Consider the following 20,803-nt stretch of genomic DNA (forward strand, 5'->3'; position numbering starts at 1 on the left):
GTTATGTGCTCTAAGTTGTTAATTATCCTTATTTCAGAATTCCACCCTCCCTCGCTCAAATCTGCTCATTTATGTGCCATTACGCACAATTGACAACGGCATCGCACCACAATAATACATCTTTACCAATTACCCGTCAACAAACTCTGAACAGAATTTACATAAAATCAATCAAAAATGAGCCTATTCTCCTACTGTAAGCGTTTTATTTGCTTGTTTTTATTAATTTATTGATTATTTAGGCTTGAATCAGGTGAGATAAGTGGTAAGAGCTCCATGGATGCGACTCTAAACTTCTTGCATGATTGGAAATTGAGGAAAATGGTGGGGGGGCTTTCTGCTGGGGGTAAAAGTACGAAAAAAAGTGAACAAAAGGGGGAAATACAAATTTCGCATTCCCTGACCTTCTATCCACTTCAGAACTAAAGGCTTAGTTCAAACAATTGGCCAATCAGCCCCGTTAGGCCTTACCGGGCAATTACTTCCATAGGTACGGAGTAAAAGGACGGCCTGGCGCCGGCCGGCGGGAAATATACAATAAGCAAGCTTGATCCTTCTTCCAGCTCATTAATTCGCCCTTCTGCATCTGCATCGTTTACCAGCTTAAAAGGCAGCACCTCAAGCACAGTGTGCTTATGAAGCTCTTTCTCATCCAAATGAAGCTGTGCAAACTGCGGTGAAACAAGATAAGGATCGTCAGCCAGCTTTCTCATCCAGGCTCCCTGCTCGCTTTTATCCAAAGTCACCGGCCACCACACTTTACGCGGCTTATACTTGTGATTACCGAAGTAGTCCAGCTTCATTAAAGCCGTAATCCGCTGCAGCCCTGACGTGTTGCGGCTGAGCAAAAACTGATGGAGCCGGGTAAACAGATCCTCCAGCTGTTGACCGATCTTTTGCCAGCCCTGCTGCTCCCAGTAGTCGCCAAACTCCTGGAAAAAATCAAAAGGGCTGGCAAACACGTGCTCGATTAAATAGCGGACAGTACGATCGAGACGATGAGCGTTCCAATATTTCTCGAGTACATCTTCTACCCGCTTAATCCGGACAATGTCCGCAAACGGCAGAATAGAGTTGCCGAGAATTTCATAGGGAGCCTTGTCCATGTAGACGTACCCGTATTTGTCGGCATCGTGACGCAGACCTGTGCCTCGCAGCATTTTCAGAAATCCCAGCTGCAGCTCTTCAGGGCCTAGGGCAAACACATCATTAAAGGTTTTGCGGAAGGAGGCGTAGTCTTCCTCCGGCAGTCCGGCGATCAGATCCAGATGCTGGTCTATCTTGCCGCTTTCCTTAATCATCGTTACGGTTCTCGCCAGCTTGGTGAAATTTTGTCTTCTCTTGACCAGCTCGTTAGTAAGGTCATTAGTCGATTGGACCCCAATTTCAAATCGGAAAATTCCGGCAGGTGCATGCTCGGCCAGAAATTCCAGCACTTCCGGACGCATAATATCCGCAGTGATTTCAAACTGAAATACACAGCCTTGATGGTTATCTATAAGAAATTGAAAGATTTCCATTGCGTAATCTCTTTTAATATTAAACGTCCGATCAACAAATTTAATCAGCTTGGCACCAGAATTTATTAAATAAAGTAAATCCTGCTTCGTGCGCTCCATCTCAAAATAGCGGACACCGACTTCAATGCTGGACAGGCAAAATTGACAGCTGAACGGACAGCCCCGGCTCGTCTCGAAGTAGACGACCCGCTTGCCTAGCTCCGCATGGTCCTCCTCGAAACGGTAGGGAGAAGGAAGCTCTTGCAAATTAAGCTTCGGCCGACCCGGATTGAGGATGATCTCTTCTCCTTTGCGGTAAGCCAGTCCGTAAACAAAATGATACTTCTGACTGGACGATAGTTCGGTCAGCAAATGATGGAAGGTTTCTTCCCCTTCCCCCATTACAATGAAGTCTGCTTCAGGAAGACGCTGCATCCAGTATTCCGTATCGTACGAAACCTCCGGTCCTCCGAGAACAATTTTCAGCTGAGGCATAATTTTTTTGATCATGCGGATGATGGTCACGGTCTCTTCAATATTCCAAATATAGCAAGAAAAGCCGAGTACATCAGGCTTTCTCTGATATAAATCAGAGACGATATTCATCGCCGGATCTTTAATCGTGTATTCGGCCATATCTACTTTGAAGTCCGGCTCGCAATACGCTTTTAAACAGCGCAGCGCCAGGCAGGTGTGAATATATTTGGCATTTAACGTAGCCACCAGCACGTTCATGTTCGAAGTCCCTCTTTTTTCTGTAAAATTCAATCGTACAAGCTTTCCGCTCATTCCTCTTATTCTACCTTGAAACGGCTGCCTTGACAAAAAAACGGATCGCAGCGATTCTCTGCGGTTTTTCGCATACATCTTGTCTCAGAGCACGAGGCTGTAGTATTATTCCCACTTGAAAGTCAAGCTGGCAGCCGCAAAAGCGGCAATAAGCCAGCCTGTAAGCAGCAGCACATCGCCGGCAATATCCCCTAATCCTGCACCTACATTCATCACTTGTCTCATCCCCGTAGACAAGTGGGCGATAGGCAGCAGCTTGACGATTGGCTGTAAGAAGTCAGGCATGTTGGAAATCGGAAAAAAGACACCGCCCAAAAACAAAAGCGGAAAAGATACAAAGCCGGCAATCGGTCCGGCGCTTTCCGGAGTTTTGGCCAAACCGGCAATAATGAAGCCAATCGACATAAACGCCAAAGTACCAAGCACGACCAGGAATATGAGCAGCAGCCACGATCCCCTCATCTGAGTGCCAAACACCCCTTGAGCTATCAATAGCACGATGACAGCCTGCAGGCCATTCAGCAGCAGCCTGGCAGTAATTTGAGCAGCTATAAAAGAGGAGGCTTTCAGCGGAGTGCTCTGCATCCTGCGTAAGATGCCCCTCTCCCGCCAGGAGGCAATTTGTCCGGCAACGCCATTCAGGTTGTTATTCATGATCATCATCGCCACGATCCCCGGCACCAGAAAATCAATGTAGCCCAGGTTCAGGGACTCCACTCCCTGGGCTTGCACCGTAATGGCCGGCGTATATCCAACCGCTTCCTTGGACAAGGCATCGGCTGCCTGCACAACCAGCGTGACCGCCAAATCAGATACGGTCCGATTGGTTTCGTTGGTATAGAGCTGTATCTGCGCGGCTAGAGAAGCCATATCATCCTCCAGGCCGGCGGGAAGCAGTACAACCAGTTCAATGTCGCCCTTTTTTAACTGCTCCAGAGCAGCTTCCACATCGTCAGCAGCCTCCATTTGTAAAGCCGAGTTCTGCAGCAGAGATTGTGATATTTTAGCCGAAGCCTCGCTTCGATCCTGGTCAATCAGCAGCCCGTTCAGGGAGATTCCATTGCCGCCGCCCATAAACGAGCCGAGTACAAGCATAAAAAACACCGGAAAACCAAGCGACCAGAACAACACTTGCTTGTTGCGGGCAAACAGCCTGAGCTGAGCCAAGGTTAACTGCCAGTAAGCCTTCATTCGTCTCTCAAGCCCCTTCCCGTCATATGGATAAAGACATCCTCAAGCGTAGCCGTGCGGGTGCGAAGATCAGTAAAAGTTGTTCCTCTACTATCCATTAGTGCGATAAATGCTGTGAGGGAGACCTGCAGATCTTCGGTATAAAGCACGTAATTATCCTTGCGCAGCTCTGCCCGGCTAACGGCAGGCAGCCCGTTGAGCTGCTCCAGAAGCTCCGCCGCCCCTGCGAAAGAGCTAGGTGAGGCCTCCACTGAAGCGACTGGAGGTTCTTCATGTCCGATGCGAAATTCAATTGCATTTTGCAGAGCCAGATTGCGCGTTAGCTGTCTTGGGGTATCCAGCGCAACAATCTCTCCCTTATCCATCAGGCAGATTCGATCTGCCAGCAGTTCAGCTTCATCCATATAATGAGTGCTGAGGACAATCGTTTTGCCTTGATCGCGCAGCTGCAAAATAATATCCCACAGCGTTCGTCTGGCCTGCGGATCCAGCCCGGTTGTCGGCTCGTCAAGAAAAATAACCTGCGGGTCATTGACCAGCGCAAGGGCAATGGCGAGCCTCTGCTTTTGTCCGCCGGATAAATGCTTAACCCGGGCATTCAGCTTCTCCTGTAAGGTGACACTTTCCAGGAGCGGTTTGACAGGAATAGTAGGAACTTGATAAAAGCTTGCATACATTTCTGTAATCTCCTGCACCGTCAGCAGATCGAATAAAGAGGTCGATTGCAGTTGAACCCCGATCACCTCTTTAACCTTCGCCAGCTGTGTCCTTGTGTCATAACCGGCTACAATCGCCGAGCCTTCATCAGGCTGACGCAAGCCTTCTATCATTTCCATCGTCGTCGTTTTTCCCGCCCCGTTGGGACCTAGCAGACCAAAAACCTCTCCTTTGTATACGGTAAAATCAATCCCGTTAACGGCTGTAAAGCTGCCATAGCGCTTGACCAGCCCTTTCACTTCAATCAGAACGGATTGCTGCTCGCCTTTTTTCACAGCTTCTCCCACTTTCAGCCCTCCTCTTTTCTACGTCTTAGTATATCAATTTAGATAGCCAAATAATAAACCATCGAAATCGCTAAATCAGCCCAAGCCCAGCATCTTCTGCATTTTTCATGCGAATCATGGAGAACGTGCCTAGACCAGAGCGCAAAATATTCTCTCTCAAAGGCTGCAAAGAAGGAGTAATTCTCAGCTCAATTCCAAGGGAGAGCAGATGGTTATGAAGGTGTGTCATTTTAACTACTTTAACCGGCTTTTGCGTTTCGCAGGAAGTATAATAGCCGGCGTTCGCTTCATACAAGTGAAACCTCTGCGGCTCAAACTCATAACGGTAAAGAACTCTACGGGTTAAGGATTCGAACCAGCTGGACTCTATCGCTATAATGCGGGTGCTGCGGGAATGCCCGAAGAAACGATCCCGGTTCTGCTCACTGGTTGCCTGATCAGCCCAAATACAAATGCGGGGACAGTCACGGGGAAAATAATAATGAGGAGCATGAAATTCATCAATTGCTCACACCTGTGCCGGCTCGTCCTGCCTGTAACTTAGTTTCCTTGGCCTAAAAACAGCAATATCCGCTTCCTCGCTGAAATGAAACAGTCTCAAGCTCTCTTGCCGAGTATCTTCTTGCTTGTTAACCTGCAAAGCACCATCCTCCTTCCGCTTTAGTCATACTTGAATTTCTTATAAGATCCACGCCGGAATACCCACTATAGCAGCTATTAGTTTCTACATTAATTTACTTTACCGGTTTTTTTAAATGAAGAACAGCCGGAATATCGGGATGCCGGAATTGTCAATCAAGAAATCAATCTTTAACAGCGATCGGAGGCCCCCTCTATCCCGCAGTGGTCAACCTCACTCTTCAATCCAAAGCCGGATCTAATTTGTAACCTGATTTTTGCTATACAACAAAAAACGGGGCGTCCAGTCGCCAGTTTTCACTGGTTTCTGGACAGCCCCATTTCGCCTCGGTCCCGCTGTAGCGGCGATTGTATGCGGTTTTTCTGTGAAAAACCCCCGCGTATACTCCCCGCATGATGAGCAATTCGGGTAATCGTATCTTAATCACATAACTTGTACGATCATTTCGTCTAGAACATTGGCTGCAGTTCCTTAATAGCTTAAAGCCCTTGCATTTGTACGATTTGTCATACAAATCTCGGGCAATCGCCCTTCAATCCCATGCATTTGTACGATTTGTCATACAAATCTTGGGTAATTGCCCGTCAATCCCCTGTATTTGTACGACGTTTCATACAAATCTCCGGTATTCGCCCTCAATCCTATGCATTTGTACGACATTTCGTACAAAATGCAGGAAACAAGCCCGCGAACCCTGCCAGCCTTGGCTATTTTCATGCTGGAGTTGTGCCCGAACTGGAGAAGACATGACTGTTTTCGCATACACTTTCGCATATAACTTCGCATACACTTTCGCATACACTTTCGCATACACTTTCGCATACAATCGGGGCCGCTGGCCTCGGGTTAGCTGCTTGGGGGTTGCTTATTCTAGCTACCGGGCTAAACGGCCATTTGTCGGACAGCCCCGGAACAATCTCGCAACACCTGCCAATCGATTAAGCTTTGGCACGCGCCAGTAAATATAAGAAGTACGGGGCGCCAATGACCGCTACGATAATGCCGGTAGGGATTTCCGACGGCTGCAGCAGCCAGCGGGCAATTGTATCCGCCACAATCATCAGCAGGGCGCCGGCTAAGGCTGAGGCCGGAAGCAGCAGCTGATGCTTCGGTCCTACCAAATGGCGGGCCAGATGCGGGCCGATCAAGCCGACGAAGCCGATACCTCCGCTAACCGCCACTGCGGAAGCGGCAAGGCCGACCGAGGTTGCCAGTAGCTTGAGCCGTTCCGACTCAACCGGCGTCCCTAGTCCGGCTGCAATCTGATCCCCCAAATTCAGCGCATCCAGCATCCTGGCCTTAAAGAAGGCATAAGGCAGAAGAAAGAGCGTCCAGGGAAGCAGCGCCAATACATACTTCCAGGTAGTTCCCCAGATGCTGCCCGCCAACCAAGTCGCCACGAATTGATAGCGGTCCGGGTCCAGACGCAGGGTCATGACAATCATCGCAGCACTAATGCCTGCAGCGACTGCAATTCCGGTTAAGATTAGCCGGGTCGGTGCGATTCCCTCATGCCGCCGGTAGGCAAGGATATAGATTAGACATGCGGTAGCCCCCGCTCCGGCCAAAGCGAGTACCGGAAGCAGAAAAATCGAGCCAATCCCCGACACCGTGGCGGCCGGTACCAAAGCGATGTACAGCATGACCATAAGGCCTGCTCCGGCATTAATCCCGAGCAATCCCGGATCGGCTAGAGCATTGCGTGAGATGGCCTGCAAAATACAACCGGAAACCGCCAATCCCGCACCGACTAGCAGTGAAATTACAATACGCGGCAGGCGAAACTCAAATAACGTCAAATTCTGATTATGGGTGCCAAGCCCAACTAGCGTTCGCGCCACTTCGGCGGGAGTCAGCTTGAGGTATCCGGTATTTAAACTGACGATAAACACTGCCGCGATGGATATCGCCAGAATGAGCATAATCCGCAAGCCTCTGGCTGATCTTTTGCGGTGGTCATCCAGTATAGGAGAAGCTCCCACTATAAGCTCCTCCTTTCTTTACGCGCGAGATACAGAAAGAACGGCACGCCAAGCAGCGCAATAAGCGCACCAAGCGGCGTCTCGTAAGGGGGATTTACCATTCTTGCCGCCAAATCAGAAAGCACCACAAGCAGGCTGCCCAGTACCGCAGAACAAGGAATAATCCAGCGGTAATCTACGCCGACAAGAAATCTCGTCAGGTGAGGGATCAGCAATCCCACAAAGCCTACCGAGCCGACAACAGCGACCGCAGAGCCCGCCAGGACCAACACGATTGTGGTAGCTGCGGCTTTCACCAGGCCTGTCCGTTGGCCCAAGCCGGTGGCAATCTCCTGACCGAGACTTAATAATGTGATCGAGCGGGAAATGATAATAGCCGCCAGCAGCGCCCCGCTAATCCAGGGAAGCATCGCATGGATCTGAGGCCATTTGATGCCAGCAGCACCTCCGGCGTACCAGAAGGCGAGATCCTGACCGATGCGAAAATACAGGGCAATCCCTTCACTTAAAGCAACGAGCAGCGCACTTACGGCTGCCCCGGCCAGCACCAGCCTGACAGGCGTCAAGCCCCCCCGCGCCAAGGAGCCGATGCCGAATACCATGCCTGCTCCGATACCAGCCCCAAGAAAGGAATAAAAGATTAATTGGCCATAGGATAATCCGGGAAAAAAGGCGAAGCAGATGGCCAGCACAAATCCGGCTCCGGCATTGAGCCCAAGCAGGCCGGAATCGGCCATCGGGTTTCGCGTCATCCCCTGCATGATCGCCCCGGCAACAGCAAAACTGGCCCCTACCATAGCACCGCCCAACACTCTAGGCAGACGAAGCTCCTGAATAATTTGATGCGGGGTTAGATCCGGGTTGAACTGAAAGACAGCCTGCCATACCGTGGGGATCGAAATATCTGCTGCACCGAAAGAAACGGAAACCGCCATGCCAAGCACTAGGGCGATCAACCCCCCAGCCAAAATCAAGGATGCGGTCAAGGGCCTTGAGCGCAGTTCGTTTGACGGCGTTTCCGTATCCTCGAACTTTCTAGATGTTACAAGAGACATTGGGAAACTCCTTTTTTACTAGGATCATCTTGCTTGGAATAACAAATCACAGCAGCTAAACGTCAGCTGTTCCTCAACACTATTGGAGAACACTTTCCAGCACATCTTCAATAATAAGACGATTGGCAATCGTGCCGGTATAGAGCCAGCTCGCCTGCTGATCGAACTCGTAAACCTGCCCTTTCTTAACAGCAGGCACTGTTTGCCATACGGGATCGGCAAGCAATTCTTCCTTCGTTACTCCGGAACTGTTGACGACGAAAAGATGATCGGCATCGAGCTCGCTCAGCTTTTCCAACGACAGGGGATTCCAGTTAGCACTGGCTGATGCTGATATTTCTTCCACTACGGCAGGAACGGTTAGCTCCAGATCGCGGTACAGTACATCTCCGCTGGAAAGATGCTTGCTTACGACAAACACACTTTTAGCCGTCACCCATAGCGCAGCTGCGGACTGGTCCCCAATCTTCTCCTGGATTTGATCACGCGATTCCTTGGCGAATATTTCATAATCAGCAAGCACTTGGCTAGCTTCCTCTTCTTTATTCAACGCCTTACCGATGAGCATCAGCTCTTCACGCCAATCCGTATTCTGCTCTCCGCCTACTGCGAACGTCGGAGCAATTTTTGAATACTGACTATATTTGTCTCCAGCAACCGTTTCCGCGCTGTCAATCAATATCAAATCCGGCTCAAAGCTCATGACGGCTTCATAGGGAAGATCATGGGGAATAAGCGGCACGTCCTTCAGCCATTCCTGTAAATATTGTTGCACGGAACCTTCTTTAATCGACCATTGGGCCACAGGCTCCACTCCTAGAGCAACCAAATGGTCTTCCATATAGGAGGCAATGACACGCTGCGGTTCAGCAGGAACAGTCATCTCATGACCAAGCGCATCTGTAATGGATCTTGTATCGCCAGACTCTTGCGGAGTTTGGCTTTCATCTACGCTCCCCTGACCCTGCTCTTCGTTGGGACTAGCGGATGACTCCACCGTTGTAGCGGGTTCCTCTCCCTGTGCAACAGGCTCTCCTGGCTCTGAAGCACAGCCCGTTATAGCTGCTGCCAAACAAATTGTTCCCAACATGCCTGCGCGCCGCCACCCGAAATTTCCCTCTAACATGCTAACCCTTCCTCCACTCCGAATGAACCAAGTCCGTCCAATCTTCAATTGATAATGATTATCATATTCAAATTGAGTATAGATAATGGTTTGAGAACAGGCAATGGACATTTTCTATTGGCGACATGGACAGTTCCCTTTGCTCCTATTCGACCGGGACAAAATTAACGACCTTCAGTGTAGTTTCTCTATTTGAAGAGGAAAGTAATAAAAATCAATACATACATGTCCATATAATTCTAGATAATTTACAAAAAATTAATGAAAATCAAACAATAAAACCTTTGTAATTATTGATTTATTTGAGCATCATCTCTAAAATATAAAACAATACATAATAATAAACATAAATAAATAGTAATAAAGTTAATTGTTAAAAAGGAGTCCTTGATTAAACCTTTGTCTGCCTGAAGAGAACTGTATAAGAGGGGTGTTTGTTGTTGTCTAAATCTACCTTGCAAGAAAGTCCGCTGCTTCACCGGCCTTCCCGGTTGTCCAAGGCGCTTAAGCCCTACTGGAGGAACTGGGAGCTGTATGTCCTGATTGCGCCCGCAATCGCGTATTTTATTATCTTCGAGTACATTCCGATGTACGGACTGCAAATTGCGTTCAAAAATTTTATTGCCACTCAAGGAATTTGGGGAAGCCCCTGGATCGGATTCGATCATTTCGAGCGGTTTTTCAACAGCTATTTCTTTTGGCGCTTGATTAAGAATACGATCGGCATCAGCTTGTATCAGTTGGCAATAGGGTTCCCGGCTCCGATTATTTTGGCGCTGATGATCAACGAGGTGCGGCAAAAACATTTCAAAAGGTTCGTGCAAACGGTTACTTATGCACCGCACTTCTTGTCCACCGTTGTGCTCGTCGGGATGATCTTGATCTTCTTGTCCCCGTCCACAGGGCTGGTCAACCAGGTGATCAAGTTGTTCGGCGGTGATCCGGTCTTCTTCATGACCGAGCCCGGCTGGTTCAAGTCGATCTATGTCTGGTCCGGCGTCTGGCAGTCGATGGGATGGAGCTCGATCATTTATTTGGCGGCGCTGGCCGGTATTGATCCGCAGCTGCATGAGGCGGCGAAGGTAGATGGGGCGACCCGTCTGCAGCGGATATGGCATGTCAATATTCCCGGAATTATGCCAACGATCGTCATCCTGCTCATCCTGAATTCCGGTTCTTTGATGGCGGTCGGTTTCGAGAAAGTGTTCCTGATGCAGAACGATCTGAACATGGAGGCTTCAGACGTAATCGCGACTTACGTGTATCGGGCCGGTATTCTTGGCGCCCAGTACAGCTTCGCGGCGGCAGTCGGCTTGTTCAATTCGATCATTAACTTTATTCTGCTCGTGCTCGTGAACAAAGCGGCGAGACGGCTAAATGAAACCAGCTTATGGTAAACAGAAAAGAGGAAAAAGGGAGGGTACAACTGTGGTAGATAAAAGTCCGGGAGATCGCATATTTGATGCGGTTAACCTGTTTTTGCTCGGGTTGATTACGGTCGCCGTCCTCTACCCGCTCGTGTTCGTGCTAAGCGCTTCCATCAGTGATCCGTCAGCGGTGATGGGCGGACGGGTATGGCTGTGGCCAGTGGATATTACGTTTGTGGCGTATGAGAAGATTTTGGCGAACAGCCAGCTTCTGAACGGTTATAAAAATACAATCATCTATACGGTGGTTGGTAGCGCTACCAATCTCGTCCTGACGGTTTGCGCAGCCTATCCGCTTTCACGCCGCGACTTTAAGGGGCGCAATGTCATCACCGCCTTGATTGTGTTCACCATGTTCTTTAGCGGAGGCTTGATTCCGACTTACTTGCTCGTGCAGAGCCTGGGAATCATGAACACCATGTGGGCGCTTATTCTTCCCGGGGCCATCTCGGTCTATAATGTGGTCATCATGCGCACGTTCTTCCAATCAAGCATTCCTTACGAAATTCAGGAAGCAGCTTTTATTGACGGCAGCAACAACTTCCAGATTTTGTTCCGCATTGTGCTGCCGTTGTCGACGCCGATCATCGCGGTCATGATTTTGTTCTATGCAGTAGGTCACTGGAACGCGTTTTTCAATGCGCTTATTTACTTGTCCGATCAGACGAAATACCCGCTTCAACTCGTGCTGCGCGAAATCCTGATCCAGGGCCAAATGACGGGCGTCACCGACCTGTCTGTTGAAACACACGCGAAGCAGCTGATGGAGACAGAATCGATCAAGTATGCTGTCGTTATCTTCGCCAATCTTCCTGTGTTGATGCTTTACCCGTTCCTGCAGAGATATTTTGTTAAAGGGGTTATGATCGGGGCTTTAAAAGGTTAGAATCCGAGGCTCCGCTTAACAATAAATGACTTCATACAGTTGTGTATGTTGTCTAAACATTTAAGGAGGTCAAAGATGAGAGGATACAATGTGAAATGGACAGCGGCATTGCTAACGGCAGCGATGTCCGCCAGTGTGCTTGCAGGCTGCGGCGGCGGAGGGGGTAATGGCGGATCGGAGAATTCGCCCGCACCCGGAGAATCTGCTTCTCCTTCCGAGAATTTAGCTAATTTGAATGAATCGGGGATGCCGATTGTCAAAGAACCGATTAATCTGACATTCTTCACGGGCAAGCCAACTGGAAACTCTAACGACTACAGAGAGGTTCGGATATGGCAGGAGTACGCCAAGATGTCAAATATTGATGTAGATTTTCAGTTGGTTCCTACTGGCAACGTCTCTGAACGGAAGAATCTGGTGCTATCCGGCGGGGACTACCCGGATGTTTTTTATAGGGCTAATTTCAACAATATCGACTTGATTAAATACGGCTCGCAAGGCACGTTTATTGCACTAAATGATTTGATCGATCAGTACGCTCCCAACTTGAAAAAAATTATGGATGAAAATCCGGATATTCGTAAAGGGATGACGATGCCTGACGGGAACATTTATGGCCTGCCGCTAATATATGATGCGGATTTCACCTCAGTGCTGCTAGGAACTAAGCTGTGGTATAACAAGGATTGGCTGGAGGCTTTAGGGATGGAAGAGCCGCAGACGCTGGATGAGTTCTACAATTATTTGGTAGCGGTTAAAAATACCGATTTGAACGGTAACGGCCAACTGGACGAAGTGCCGCTCGGGTCTAATGATTTTAAAGACCTACTCAACGTTCTTAAAGGCTCTTACGGCTTGATGAATCGGGGATGGGCCAACCCTAATGTGGATATAGATCCTGAAACGGGTGAACTAAGGTACATTCCTATCTCTGATCGCATGAAGGAGCTGCTTGAGTTCCTGAATAAGCTGTATTCGGAAGGGCTGCTGGATCAGGAAGTCTTCACTTTAGGAAGCGCCGAATTTTATGCCAAAGGAGTCGAGGAGGTATTTGGCGCTATGTTGATCCAGTCACCTGAATCGTTAATGGGTTTGACAAACTACGCTGGTTTTCCTGTGCTAGAGGGCCCGCATGGGGACAAAATGATGTCCAAGGTACGTTCGCCGCTTGGCCATACAGGCCCGTTCGTCATTACGGATAAGAATCCGTATCCAGAAGCGACTGTCCGCTGGATGGATTACTTTTATGGCGAAGAAGGAAATAAAATGTTTTTTATGGGCATTGAGGGAGAAAGCCACGTTGTCAACGAGAACGGAGAAGTGGAATACACCGAAGAAATTGTCAATAATCCTCAAGGGCTGAATTTGGACCAGGCTATCCAGAAATATGTTATTTGGCCGGGCGGAGGTTATCCCGGGATTGTTAGAGAGCAATTTTTCAAAGGAGGAGAGTCTTTGCCTGAATCCCTGGAGGCTGCCGAAAAAATCAAGCCTTACATGGTAGAGGAAGTGTGGCCGGCTTTCATCTTTACGATCGAGGAATCGGATCGGTTTAACGCCTTACACTCGGATATCAATACGTATGTGGAAGAAATGCAGGCGAAATTTATTTCCGGCTCTGCTCCATTCTCCGAGTGGGATAACTTTGTCAATACGATTAAGAGAATGGGTCTTGATGATTATATGAGTCTGTACGAAGCAGCTTATGAGCGTTATTCAAATAATTAGAAGCTTAGGAAAATCACAAGCAGGTCAGCTATTCCTTCCTTGAAAGATATTCATGTAGAATTGAGCGTTTTTCATGAGTGGGTTGGACAACAAAAAAATGGAACCGGCAGGAGGAATTACCTGTGAATATTCAAAGAAGAAGTGTTTCATACTTTTTGGTTCTCATTTTGTTCATGTCTGCGTTCTTGAATGTTTTACTTCCCGGTAGAGCAGCTGCTGATTCGGTAATACCGATCAGCAGCGCGGCAGACTTGGAACTGATCCGCAGCAACCCGTCCGGGGACTTCAAGCTGACCGCGGATATCGAGCTGATCGAACCGTTCGTCCCGATTCCTGTCTTTAGCGGGACGCTGGACGGAGACGGGCATGTCATTTCCGGATTGTTCATCCATGCAGAGACGAATCCGGCCAAAGTCGCTTTTATAGTTGAAAATCAGGGCATTATCGAACGACTGGGGCTTGTTGATGCCACCGTCATCGGCAGCAGTGCGAATTCCAACCATTGGGCCGGCGGCATGACCGCCACGAACAGGGGAACGATCAGGGAATGTTTTATAACGGGAGTAGTGACAGGAGGCTACCGCAGCGCGGGGATGAGCGTCCATAATCACGGGCTGATCAAAAACACCTACGCCGATATTATCGTCAAAGCCAAAGTGGAAAGCGCGGCGCTTGTTGCTGTATCGGAGAGCGGTTCGGTCTTGGAATCGTCTTATGCGGTGCCAAGGGTATACTCCGAAGCGAACAACACAGGCGGTCTTTCAGCCTATGCCTATACGAATGCAGTCATTAAGAATAATGCTTTAATGGCGGGAACGATTGCAAACGGCAGCGACAGCAATATTGCCCGCATTACGGGCCGATTGAATGGTACTCCTACTTTTCTGAACAATGTAGCTTCGGTCAATGCATTGGTTCAAGGCTCGGTCGTTAGCGGGGGAACAGCTAATAACCATCAAGGGCTGTCCGTAACGGATGAGGCTCTGACGTTATTATCAACTTATCAAACCACACTAGGGTGGGACTTCCAGGAAGTCTGGGAAATGAACACCGAGACAGGGCGCCCTGTCCTGCAATATTTTGATGAAATCCCGGTATTTGAGAGCAATTCGATTATTTATAAGGTTTTGCGAGATGAATCGGAGATACTTTCCTCCGGCGTTATACACAGGCAGATGGATTTCATCGATGGTAACGGCAATATCCAAAAAGCTAATATTATCGATGTCGATCTTACCCTTCCTCAGAACACAATAATCGTCGGCACTGCAGACAACGAAATTCCACCGACAGATGAGAATGGAAATTACATTCGCGTAGCGGATGAGGAAGGACGCGACCGGATGGTCAGGACCCATGTTGCTGGTCATGCTTCGACAACGGCAGCGGTGACTGGGAAAACAGTCATTGCCGGCGTCAACGGGGAGTTTTTTACGAGAGATGGGCCAGAGGGGTATATGATTAAGGATGGCTCCGCTGTCATTAACGGGGTTCGTGTCCCAGGGGCTGACGGCAAAAATTATCCTTTCCACGGATTCTTTGGAATCCGTTACGATGGTACCCCGGTTATCGGTTATCGGTAATTATGAATCTGACTGGGATAACGAAAAAGACAATCTGCTCCAGGCTTCAGGCGGACAATATTGGATTGTCAAAGACGGCATCGTCCAGGATTTTCACGGGCAGGTCATTTCAAATCCAGATCATCCGGATTATGATCACGAGACCTACTACCGTCATAAAGACCGCCATCCCCGTACAGCTGGAGCGATCCGCTCGGATGGCACAGTATTCTTCGTTGTTGTGGACGGACGTGGGGCAAACAATTCCACTGGCTTCTATATTGAAGAATTAGGCCTCTATATGAAAAAGTTGGGAGCCTATCAAGCTCTGAATATGGACGGCGGAGGCTCTTCGACAGCAGTGACCTACAACAGTGAAACGGATGATTATGAAATTAAAAACACTCCGATCAATCGGGTGAATGGCGTCAATACGCCTGGAGTACCCAGAAATGTTTTTTCATCTTTATTGGTCATAGTTGAATGAGCTCCGATTTTGGGCTCCCGCTAGCGATAAATGAAAGACTCCAGCTCGGGTATCGACACTTTCGAAGCACTGGGGGGATTGCATGCTAAAAATATCAAAGTTGAGAGGATTGTTATTAATGAGTTTTTTATTTGCTGGAATGGTTCAGGCCGGATGCGCTTCAGATGATCAAGCTAAACCGCAAACAAAGCTGGTCGTCATGAGCTTTAATACCAAAGGAGACAATGCGGAACCGCCTAATGCCTGGCCTGACCGCCGGCCCGTTATGGCGGAATTGTTGAACGACATACAACCGGATATTATCGGTACGCAGGAAACACCATTCGGCCAGATCAAGGATTTAATAGAAGATTTGCCTCACTACGAGTGGATCGGACTTGGCAGAGAAGGAGGCAGCAAGTCTGAATACAATGCGATATTTTATAATGCGGAGCGTTTTGAACCTTTGGAGTATGACCATTATTGGTTGTCCGAAACTCCTAAGGTTATTGCTTCCAGAAGCTGGGGGAACCGTTATGTGCGCATGGTGACTTGGGCTAAATTCCTGGATAAGGAATCGAATAGTCATTTTTATTTTGTAAATACTCATCTTGATCACGACTCGGTAAATGGCAAGTCTATAGCTAGGGAAAACAGCGCTAAGATGATTATTAACACCGTTAACAAATTTGAATCCGGTGTACCGGTGTTTCTTACTGGGGATTTTAACAGCAGTTCGACCGTCCATCCTGATCATGATAATATCCCCTATCTGATATTTACAGAAGAAGGAGGATTTTTCGATACTTGGGTGGAAGCAGAAGAAAGAAAGGGAGAAGGTCTGGGAACGTTTAATTCCTTCAAGTATGAGGATGGCGGAGGGGCGGACAAACGCATCGATTGGATTTTGGCCAAAGGGGACATGGCGGTCCGTTACGCTGAAATCAGCAATTATCAGAAAAACGGTCACTTCCCAAGTGATCATTTCCCAGTTATTGCAGAAGTAGTCCTGCCTAATACGCCTGAGCAATGAGGCGAGTCAAGAGGCGTCGCCGGGGTAGCGATTTTTTGGTTATTGAGCGATAATAGATAATAGAAAAGCTTACAAGAGCACGTATTTGCTTGAGCTTGATTTATTAAATCTAATGCTACCGCCAGCCGTATATTTGCTTTGGCGACAGGAAAAAGGAGGATCAGCAAGTGTTTGCGGAAGAAAGAAGAAAGCGGATTGTCGATCTCATCCGTAAAGAAGGCCGGGTAGAGGTTAAAAATTTGGCCGCCCGCTTTGAAGTGACGGAAGACGCGATTCGAAAAGATCTGCGCTTGCTCGACAAAGAAGGATTAGTCCGTAAAATCTACGGAGGCGCCGTGCTTCCCACCAAGCTACCGGAATTTGTAGCTTATAAAGACCGGGGAGTTGTCGGGAAGCTCCCTTTCGCCAAAGCAGCTGTTTCCCTTATTAAGCCAGGGGATACGGTCTTTATAGAATCCTCCACCTTTACCAATCTGATGTTTTATGAGATGCCAAAGATGGAACGGGTCACCGTTGTGACAAACAGCATTCACGGCCTTTCTGAGCTGGCAGCTAAGGCGAACGTAATCCATGTCGGGGGAATGGTGCATGAGGGTGATGAATCGTCCTATGGCTTGTTTGCTCTTCAGGTGATCGGACAAATTAATTTTGACAAATGCTTCTTGCGTACCTCAGGCATATCCCCAGAGTGGCAGGTGACCGCCAGTCTGCAGGAGAGCCTCGCTTTGAAGCAGGCTGTCATTAAACAATCCAGCCAGTCCGTTATGCTTATCGTGCATAGCAACTGGGACATGCGCGGACGCTATAATGTTTGCGATATGCGGGAGATCGACACGGTCATAACGAATACTCAAGATCAATCCCTCTTAAAAAAGCTTACCGATCATGGAATCGATTACTTAACCGTATCCGAATAAAGGACTATTTAGATTGCAATCCTGTATTGAAACGAGACGAAACGGCCGATGAGATGAAATGGGATGAAAGCTCAGACCCTGAAACCAAGAATAAGAGCAGGTTATCGAAAAGATGGCCTGCTCTTTTTTTTGGATAAAAAGAGAAAAAGGATTTGACAAGCAGCGATGGGGCCCGGTATGCTATCCGCTTTGTTGGCTGTGCGCTTTTTTCCTTGCTTGCATAAAAAACCGGCGCAGGACTTTTCCCCATGCCGCTGTATATTTATTATTCTTGGTCTTGCTTTTGAGCTAAACTTAATGACATTGCCCGCAGGGACTTCTTGCATTTCTTATAAATATAAATAACCTTCCATGTCCTCTCCAGCCATCTTTCGCTTGATTCGCTGCACATTTCGCCTTAGGTTCAGCATAACTAAGCTGACGGCCAGCTTTTCATCCTTCATGGAAATCGCTTCGTACAATTGTTTATGCAATTTGAAGCTGTCTTGTAAATTATGAGAAACAAATACCCGATTCAATTCATCCAGACAGCGTACAAATTCGGACTGAATAGAAGTCACAGATTGGTATAATACCGGATTTTGTGCACCTTTTAATATCGCGAAATGAAACTTCGCATCTGCCTTCGTATATTTGACATAATCGTGCGTGCTGCTCTCCATCTCCGAGAGCGCTTCTTTTATTTCCTCCAAATTTTCCGGAGTAGCGTTCTGAATACAAAGCTCAACCGCCTTAACCTCAACCGCTTCACGAAATTCAGTGATATCCAGCAGCTCTTTGGGGGTAATATTCACAATGACTCGGCTTGGAGACTTCTCCATATCTTGGGCATAATGGGATACGAATGAGCCTTTGCCCTGATAAGTTGTAATCATGCCCATTGTGCGCAGCATTTGCAGTGCAGCTCGGATGCTTACCTTGCTGGCGCCCAATTCTGCAGACAATTCACTTTCGGAAGGAATCTTATCCCCGGCCTTCCATTCGCCCAATTGAATTCTCTCCGCACAATAGCGGTAGACTTTGTCTACGATACTTTGACGTCCATTTGTCATAGTCATTCACCCAATTTACTCCCAATGTTAATGGAAGTATACGATAAAAGAAAATGAAGGTCAAACGCTGTCAGTATAACAATTATAGAAAACGGGAATGTTTTTCATCACCCGTCAATCCAAAATGTTGTAGCATTTTTGGCAGTTCTTTATTCCAGAAATCCCAGTTGTGTCCTCCCTCACTTTCTTCAAATGTATAATCAAAGGTAGAGGTATGCTGATTTACAAAATCACGGTATGCAATATTCGTTTGGTACAAAGGGTCACTTTGCCCGCAGGATTGATAGATTCTGGGCTTGGGTGTATTTTCTTATCCAGCTTTCCCGTTACGTAGAACAAATCACTCTCTGTATGCTGGTACTCTTCCTTCGTTCCGAATACATTTTTAAAGTTTTCAGTAAAGTCTGTAACCGTAAACATACCATTCTTATCTGCTTTGATTAACGCATCGATCGGAGACATCGCACCGGATAAGCTTCCGACCGCTGCAAATTTTTCAGGGAAGTTGAGTGCGAGCTTCAGCGCTCCGTAACCGCCCATGGAAAGACCCGCAATGAAGTTATCCTCCCGTTTGTCTGAAGCAGGAAAGAAATTGCCTACCACGACAGGCAGCTCATGTGCGAAAAAGTCAAAGTAGCGATGCCCATGCTTTCCATTCGTATAAAAGCTGCGATGAGCGTTAGGCATGACCACAATCAAATCGTGATCTCTAACAAGCAGTTCAATCAAGCTCTTGCGTTGCCAGGACGTATGATCATCAGAGTGGCCGTGAAGTAAATAAAGCACCGGATATTTTTTATTCGGGTTTGACTGGTACGGCTGTTGTCTCTTTTCAGGCAGCAGCACCGTCATGGAACTGTCCATGCCTAAGATATACGAAAAAAAGTTTACTTGAAGCAATGCCATTGTATGAATTCCTCCCGGAGATCTAAATTCTATTTTTAAGACACGAAGAAGCTGATAAGAAGAATGATTAAAAACGTAACGATAGAAGCGATCCCGGTATAGAGCGTCCAGGACTTCAATGTCGTTTTCAGATCTAAATTCATATATTCCTTAAACATCCAGAAACCGGAATCATTCACATGAGAAAAGGAGGTCGCTCCATTAATGACTACCAAAGCAACAAGGGCTAAATAAGCAGGGGACAGCTCCGCCATTTGCGGCATTGGCGTCAAAATTCCTGCTGTCATCGTCATCGATACGACTGCGGACCCGATAGAGACGCGCAGTGCAACGGCAATGATATACGCGACTACGATGATCGGCATATGCATGCTTGAAATAAAATTGCCAATCAGTGTTGCTGTACCGGAATATTCAAGCATATACCTTAACACCCCGCCCCCAGCTGTAACGAGGATAATTATCGCCACCGGATTCAGCGCTTTTGTCATCGTTTGCTCCAAATCCCCGGCTTTAAATCCTCGACGAATACCCAAGAAGTAAAGGGCAAGCAGATTTGCAATCGTAAGCGCAACAAAAGGCTGCCCGATAAATTGCCCCACTTCCTTTAGTATATTTAGTGCGGTATTCTCCGTTTCAACCATGGAAAAGCCTGTATTAAGCAAAATAAGAAAGATGGGGGATAACATGATGAGCAGCACAGTGGAAAAAGATGCAGTATTCCCATTGTTGCTGTTATCATTTGCCGCGAAAGTCTCCGGAACCGGAACAAACATCCGGCGGCCAATCATTTTTCCAAGCAAATATCCCGATAAAATCCATGCCGGCACGACAATCAGCAGAGCGAATAAAGTCATTATGCCCAAGTCCGCTGAAAGCTGTCCGGATACAAGAATCGGCCCCGGCGTAGGAGCGATCATCTGAGACAGGCCAATACCGGATACTAGCGGAATGACGAATGTCAGCAAGGATTGTCCTGTTTTCCTTGCAACTTGAAAGACCAGCGGCAGTAAAATAATAAACGCCGCATCGTAAAAGACGGGAATCCCTACCAATAATGAGGTAATCCCGATGGCAATCACAGCCTTATTACTACCGAATCTATTAATTAACGTATTGGCAAGCACCTCCGCTGCGCCTGTAGCGGCCAGCAGTCCGCCAAACATCGAACCTAATCCTACAATTAAGGCGATGGAGCCTAATGTATTGGTGATGCCGGTAGTAAAGGCTTGCAGAACCATGTCAGTCGGCATACCAGAGCCAAACCCAATAAAGGCAGCACTGACCAAAATAGCAATGAGTGAATGCAGCTTAAGCCTAATAATGAGAAATAGCAGCAAAGCGAAACCGAGTAAAGCGACAATGATCAATCTTAATGGATCTGCTACAAAAATGGTTTCCATTTCCTAACTTCCTCCCCTTTGATGAAAGTGGTTACAAAAATAAAATACTTAATAACCCCAAAATATAACCTCGAACTCATAAGTCAACTAATAAGTTATTCGTTTAATTCCATGTTTATGTGAGGATTAAATTAAAC

Annotated in this window: 18 protein-coding genes; 7 read left to right on the plus strand and 11 right to left on the minus strand. The window is 47.6% G+C overall.

Features of this window, described 5'->3' with window-relative positions:
• Positions 1-467 precede the first annotated feature (467 nt).
• The 8 genes from PSHG_RS10290 to PSHG_RS10320 form a co-directional block, all read right to left on the minus strand.
• Complete coding sequence (locus PSHG_RS10290; protein ID WP_010272518.1) at positions 468-2,234, minus strand: B12-binding domain-containing radical SAM protein; 1,767 nt, start codon at positions 2,232-2,234, stop codon at positions 468-470.
• Positions 2,235-2,393: 159 nt separating this feature from the next.
• Entirely contained in the window at positions 2,394-3,479 is a 1,086-nt protein-coding gene (locus tag PSHG_RS10295) for an ABC transporter permease (RefSeq protein WP_010272520.1), read from the minus strand.
• Positions 3,476-4,483, minus strand: a complete 1,008-nt coding sequence (locus PSHG_RS10300) for an ABC transporter ATP-binding protein (RefSeq protein ID WP_010272522.1) — start codon at positions 4,481-4,483, stop codon at positions 3,476-3,478. The genes PSHG_RS10295 and PSHG_RS10300 overlap by 4 nt, the downstream gene beginning before the upstream one ends.
• A 70-nt stretch (positions 4,484-4,553) precedes the next feature.
• Positions 4,554-4,988, minus strand: a complete 435-nt coding sequence (locus tag PSHG_RS31850; protein WP_328285599.1) for a DUF6886 family protein — start codon at positions 4,986-4,988, stop codon at positions 4,554-4,556.
• Positions 4,989-4,991: 3 nt separating this feature from the next.
• Positions 4,992-5,123 (minus strand): hypothetical protein, encoded by a 132-nt coding sequence (locus tag PSHG_RS31700; RefSeq protein ID WP_262362324.1) that lies wholly within the window; start codon positions 5,121-5,123, stop codon positions 4,992-4,994.
• 938 nt (positions 5,124-6,061) lie between these two features.
• Positions 6,062-7,045: a FecCD family ABC transporter permease gene (locus tag PSHG_RS10310; protein ID WP_042121810.1), complete on the minus strand. Its 984-nt coding sequence runs from the start codon at positions 7,043-7,045 to the stop codon at positions 6,062-6,064.
• A 59-nt stretch (positions 7,046-7,104) separates the two neighbouring features.
• Positions 7,105-8,160 (minus strand): FecCD family ABC transporter permease, encoded by a 1,056-nt coding sequence (locus PSHG_RS10315; protein WP_010272528.1) that lies wholly within the window; start codon positions 8,158-8,160, stop codon positions 7,105-7,107.
• Positions 8,161-8,239: 79 nt separating this feature from the next.
• Complete coding sequence (locus PSHG_RS10320) at positions 8,240-9,286, minus strand: ABC transporter substrate-binding protein (protein WP_010272530.1); 1,047 nt, start codon at positions 9,284-9,286, stop codon at positions 8,240-8,242.
• A 470-nt stretch (positions 9,287-9,756) separates the two neighbouring features.
• Here PSHG_RS10320 and PSHG_RS10325 point away from each other — a divergent pair, with 470 nt between their 5' ends.
• From PSHG_RS10325 to PSHG_RS10355, 7 genes are all read left to right on the plus strand, one after another.
• Complete coding sequence (locus PSHG_RS10325) at positions 9,757-10,683, plus strand: ABC transporter permease (protein ID WP_235782050.1); 927 nt, start codon at positions 9,757-9,759, stop codon at positions 10,681-10,683.
• Positions 10,664-11,599: a carbohydrate ABC transporter permease gene (locus PSHG_RS10330; protein ID WP_042121661.1), complete on the plus strand. Its 936-nt coding sequence runs from the start codon at positions 10,664-10,666 to the stop codon at positions 11,597-11,599. The genes PSHG_RS10325 and PSHG_RS10330 overlap by 20 nt, the downstream gene beginning before the upstream one ends.
• A 75-nt stretch (positions 11,600-11,674) precedes the next feature.
• Positions 11,675-13,327 (plus strand): extracellular solute-binding protein, encoded by a 1,653-nt coding sequence (locus tag PSHG_RS10335; RefSeq protein WP_010272533.1) that lies wholly within the window; start codon positions 11,675-11,677, stop codon positions 13,325-13,327.
• Between the two features lie 122 nt (positions 13,328-13,449).
• Positions 13,450-14,910 carry a metallophosphoesterase gene (locus PSHG_RS30495; protein WP_010272534.1) on the plus strand — a complete coding sequence of 487 codons (1,461 nt, stop codon included), beginning with the start codon at positions 13,450-13,452 and terminating at the stop codon, positions 14,908-14,910.
• On the plus strand, positions 14,882-15,376 hold the full coding sequence (locus PSHG_RS10345) for a phosphodiester glycosidase family protein (protein WP_010272535.1): 495 nt from the start codon (positions 14,882-14,884) through the stop codon (positions 15,374-15,376). Before PSHG_RS30495 ends, PSHG_RS10345 begins: the two co-directional genes overlap by 29 nt.
• Positions 15,377-15,494: 118 nt before the next feature.
• The gene (locus PSHG_RS10350) at positions 15,495-16,388 is read left to right on the plus strand and encodes an endonuclease/exonuclease/phosphatase family protein (protein ID WP_010272537.1); all 894 of its coding nucleotides are present in this window, start codon (positions 15,495-15,497) and stop codon (positions 16,386-16,388) included.
• A 167-nt stretch (positions 16,389-16,555) separates the two neighbouring features.
• Positions 16,556-17,305, plus strand: coding sequence for a DeoR/GlpR family DNA-binding transcription regulator (locus PSHG_RS10355; protein ID WP_010272539.1), 750 nt, complete (start codon positions 16,556-16,558; stop codon positions 17,303-17,305).
• 329 nt (positions 17,306-17,634) lie between these two features.
• Here the strand turns inward: PSHG_RS10355 and PSHG_RS10360 are convergent, their stop codons facing one another.
• The 3 genes from PSHG_RS10360 to PSHG_RS10370 all read right to left on the minus strand — a co-directional run bounded on the left by PSHG_RS10360 (position 17,635) and on the right by PSHG_RS10370 (position 20,666).
• On the minus strand, positions 17,635-18,363 hold the full coding sequence (locus PSHG_RS10360; protein ID WP_010272541.1) for a FadR/GntR family transcriptional regulator: 729 nt from the start codon (positions 18,361-18,363) through the stop codon (positions 17,635-17,637).
• A gap of 216 nt (positions 18,364-18,579) precedes the next feature.
• A complete protein-coding gene (locus tag PSHG_RS27220) occupies positions 18,580-19,263 on the minus strand; it encodes an alpha/beta hydrolase (protein WP_010272544.1) in 684 nt (227 codons plus the stop codon).
• A gap of 35 nt (positions 19,264-19,298) precedes the next feature.
• On the minus strand, positions 19,299-20,666 hold the full coding sequence (locus PSHG_RS10370) for a GntP family permease (RefSeq protein ID WP_010272546.1): 1,368 nt from the start codon (positions 20,664-20,666) through the stop codon (positions 19,299-19,301).
• Positions 20,667-20,803: the final 137 nt, after the last annotated feature.

The organism is Paenibacillus senegalensis JC66, assembly GCF_000285515.1.
Taxonomy (GTDB): domain Bacteria; phylum Bacillota; class Bacilli; order Paenibacillales; family NBRC-103111; genus Paenibacillus_L; species Paenibacillus_L senegalensis.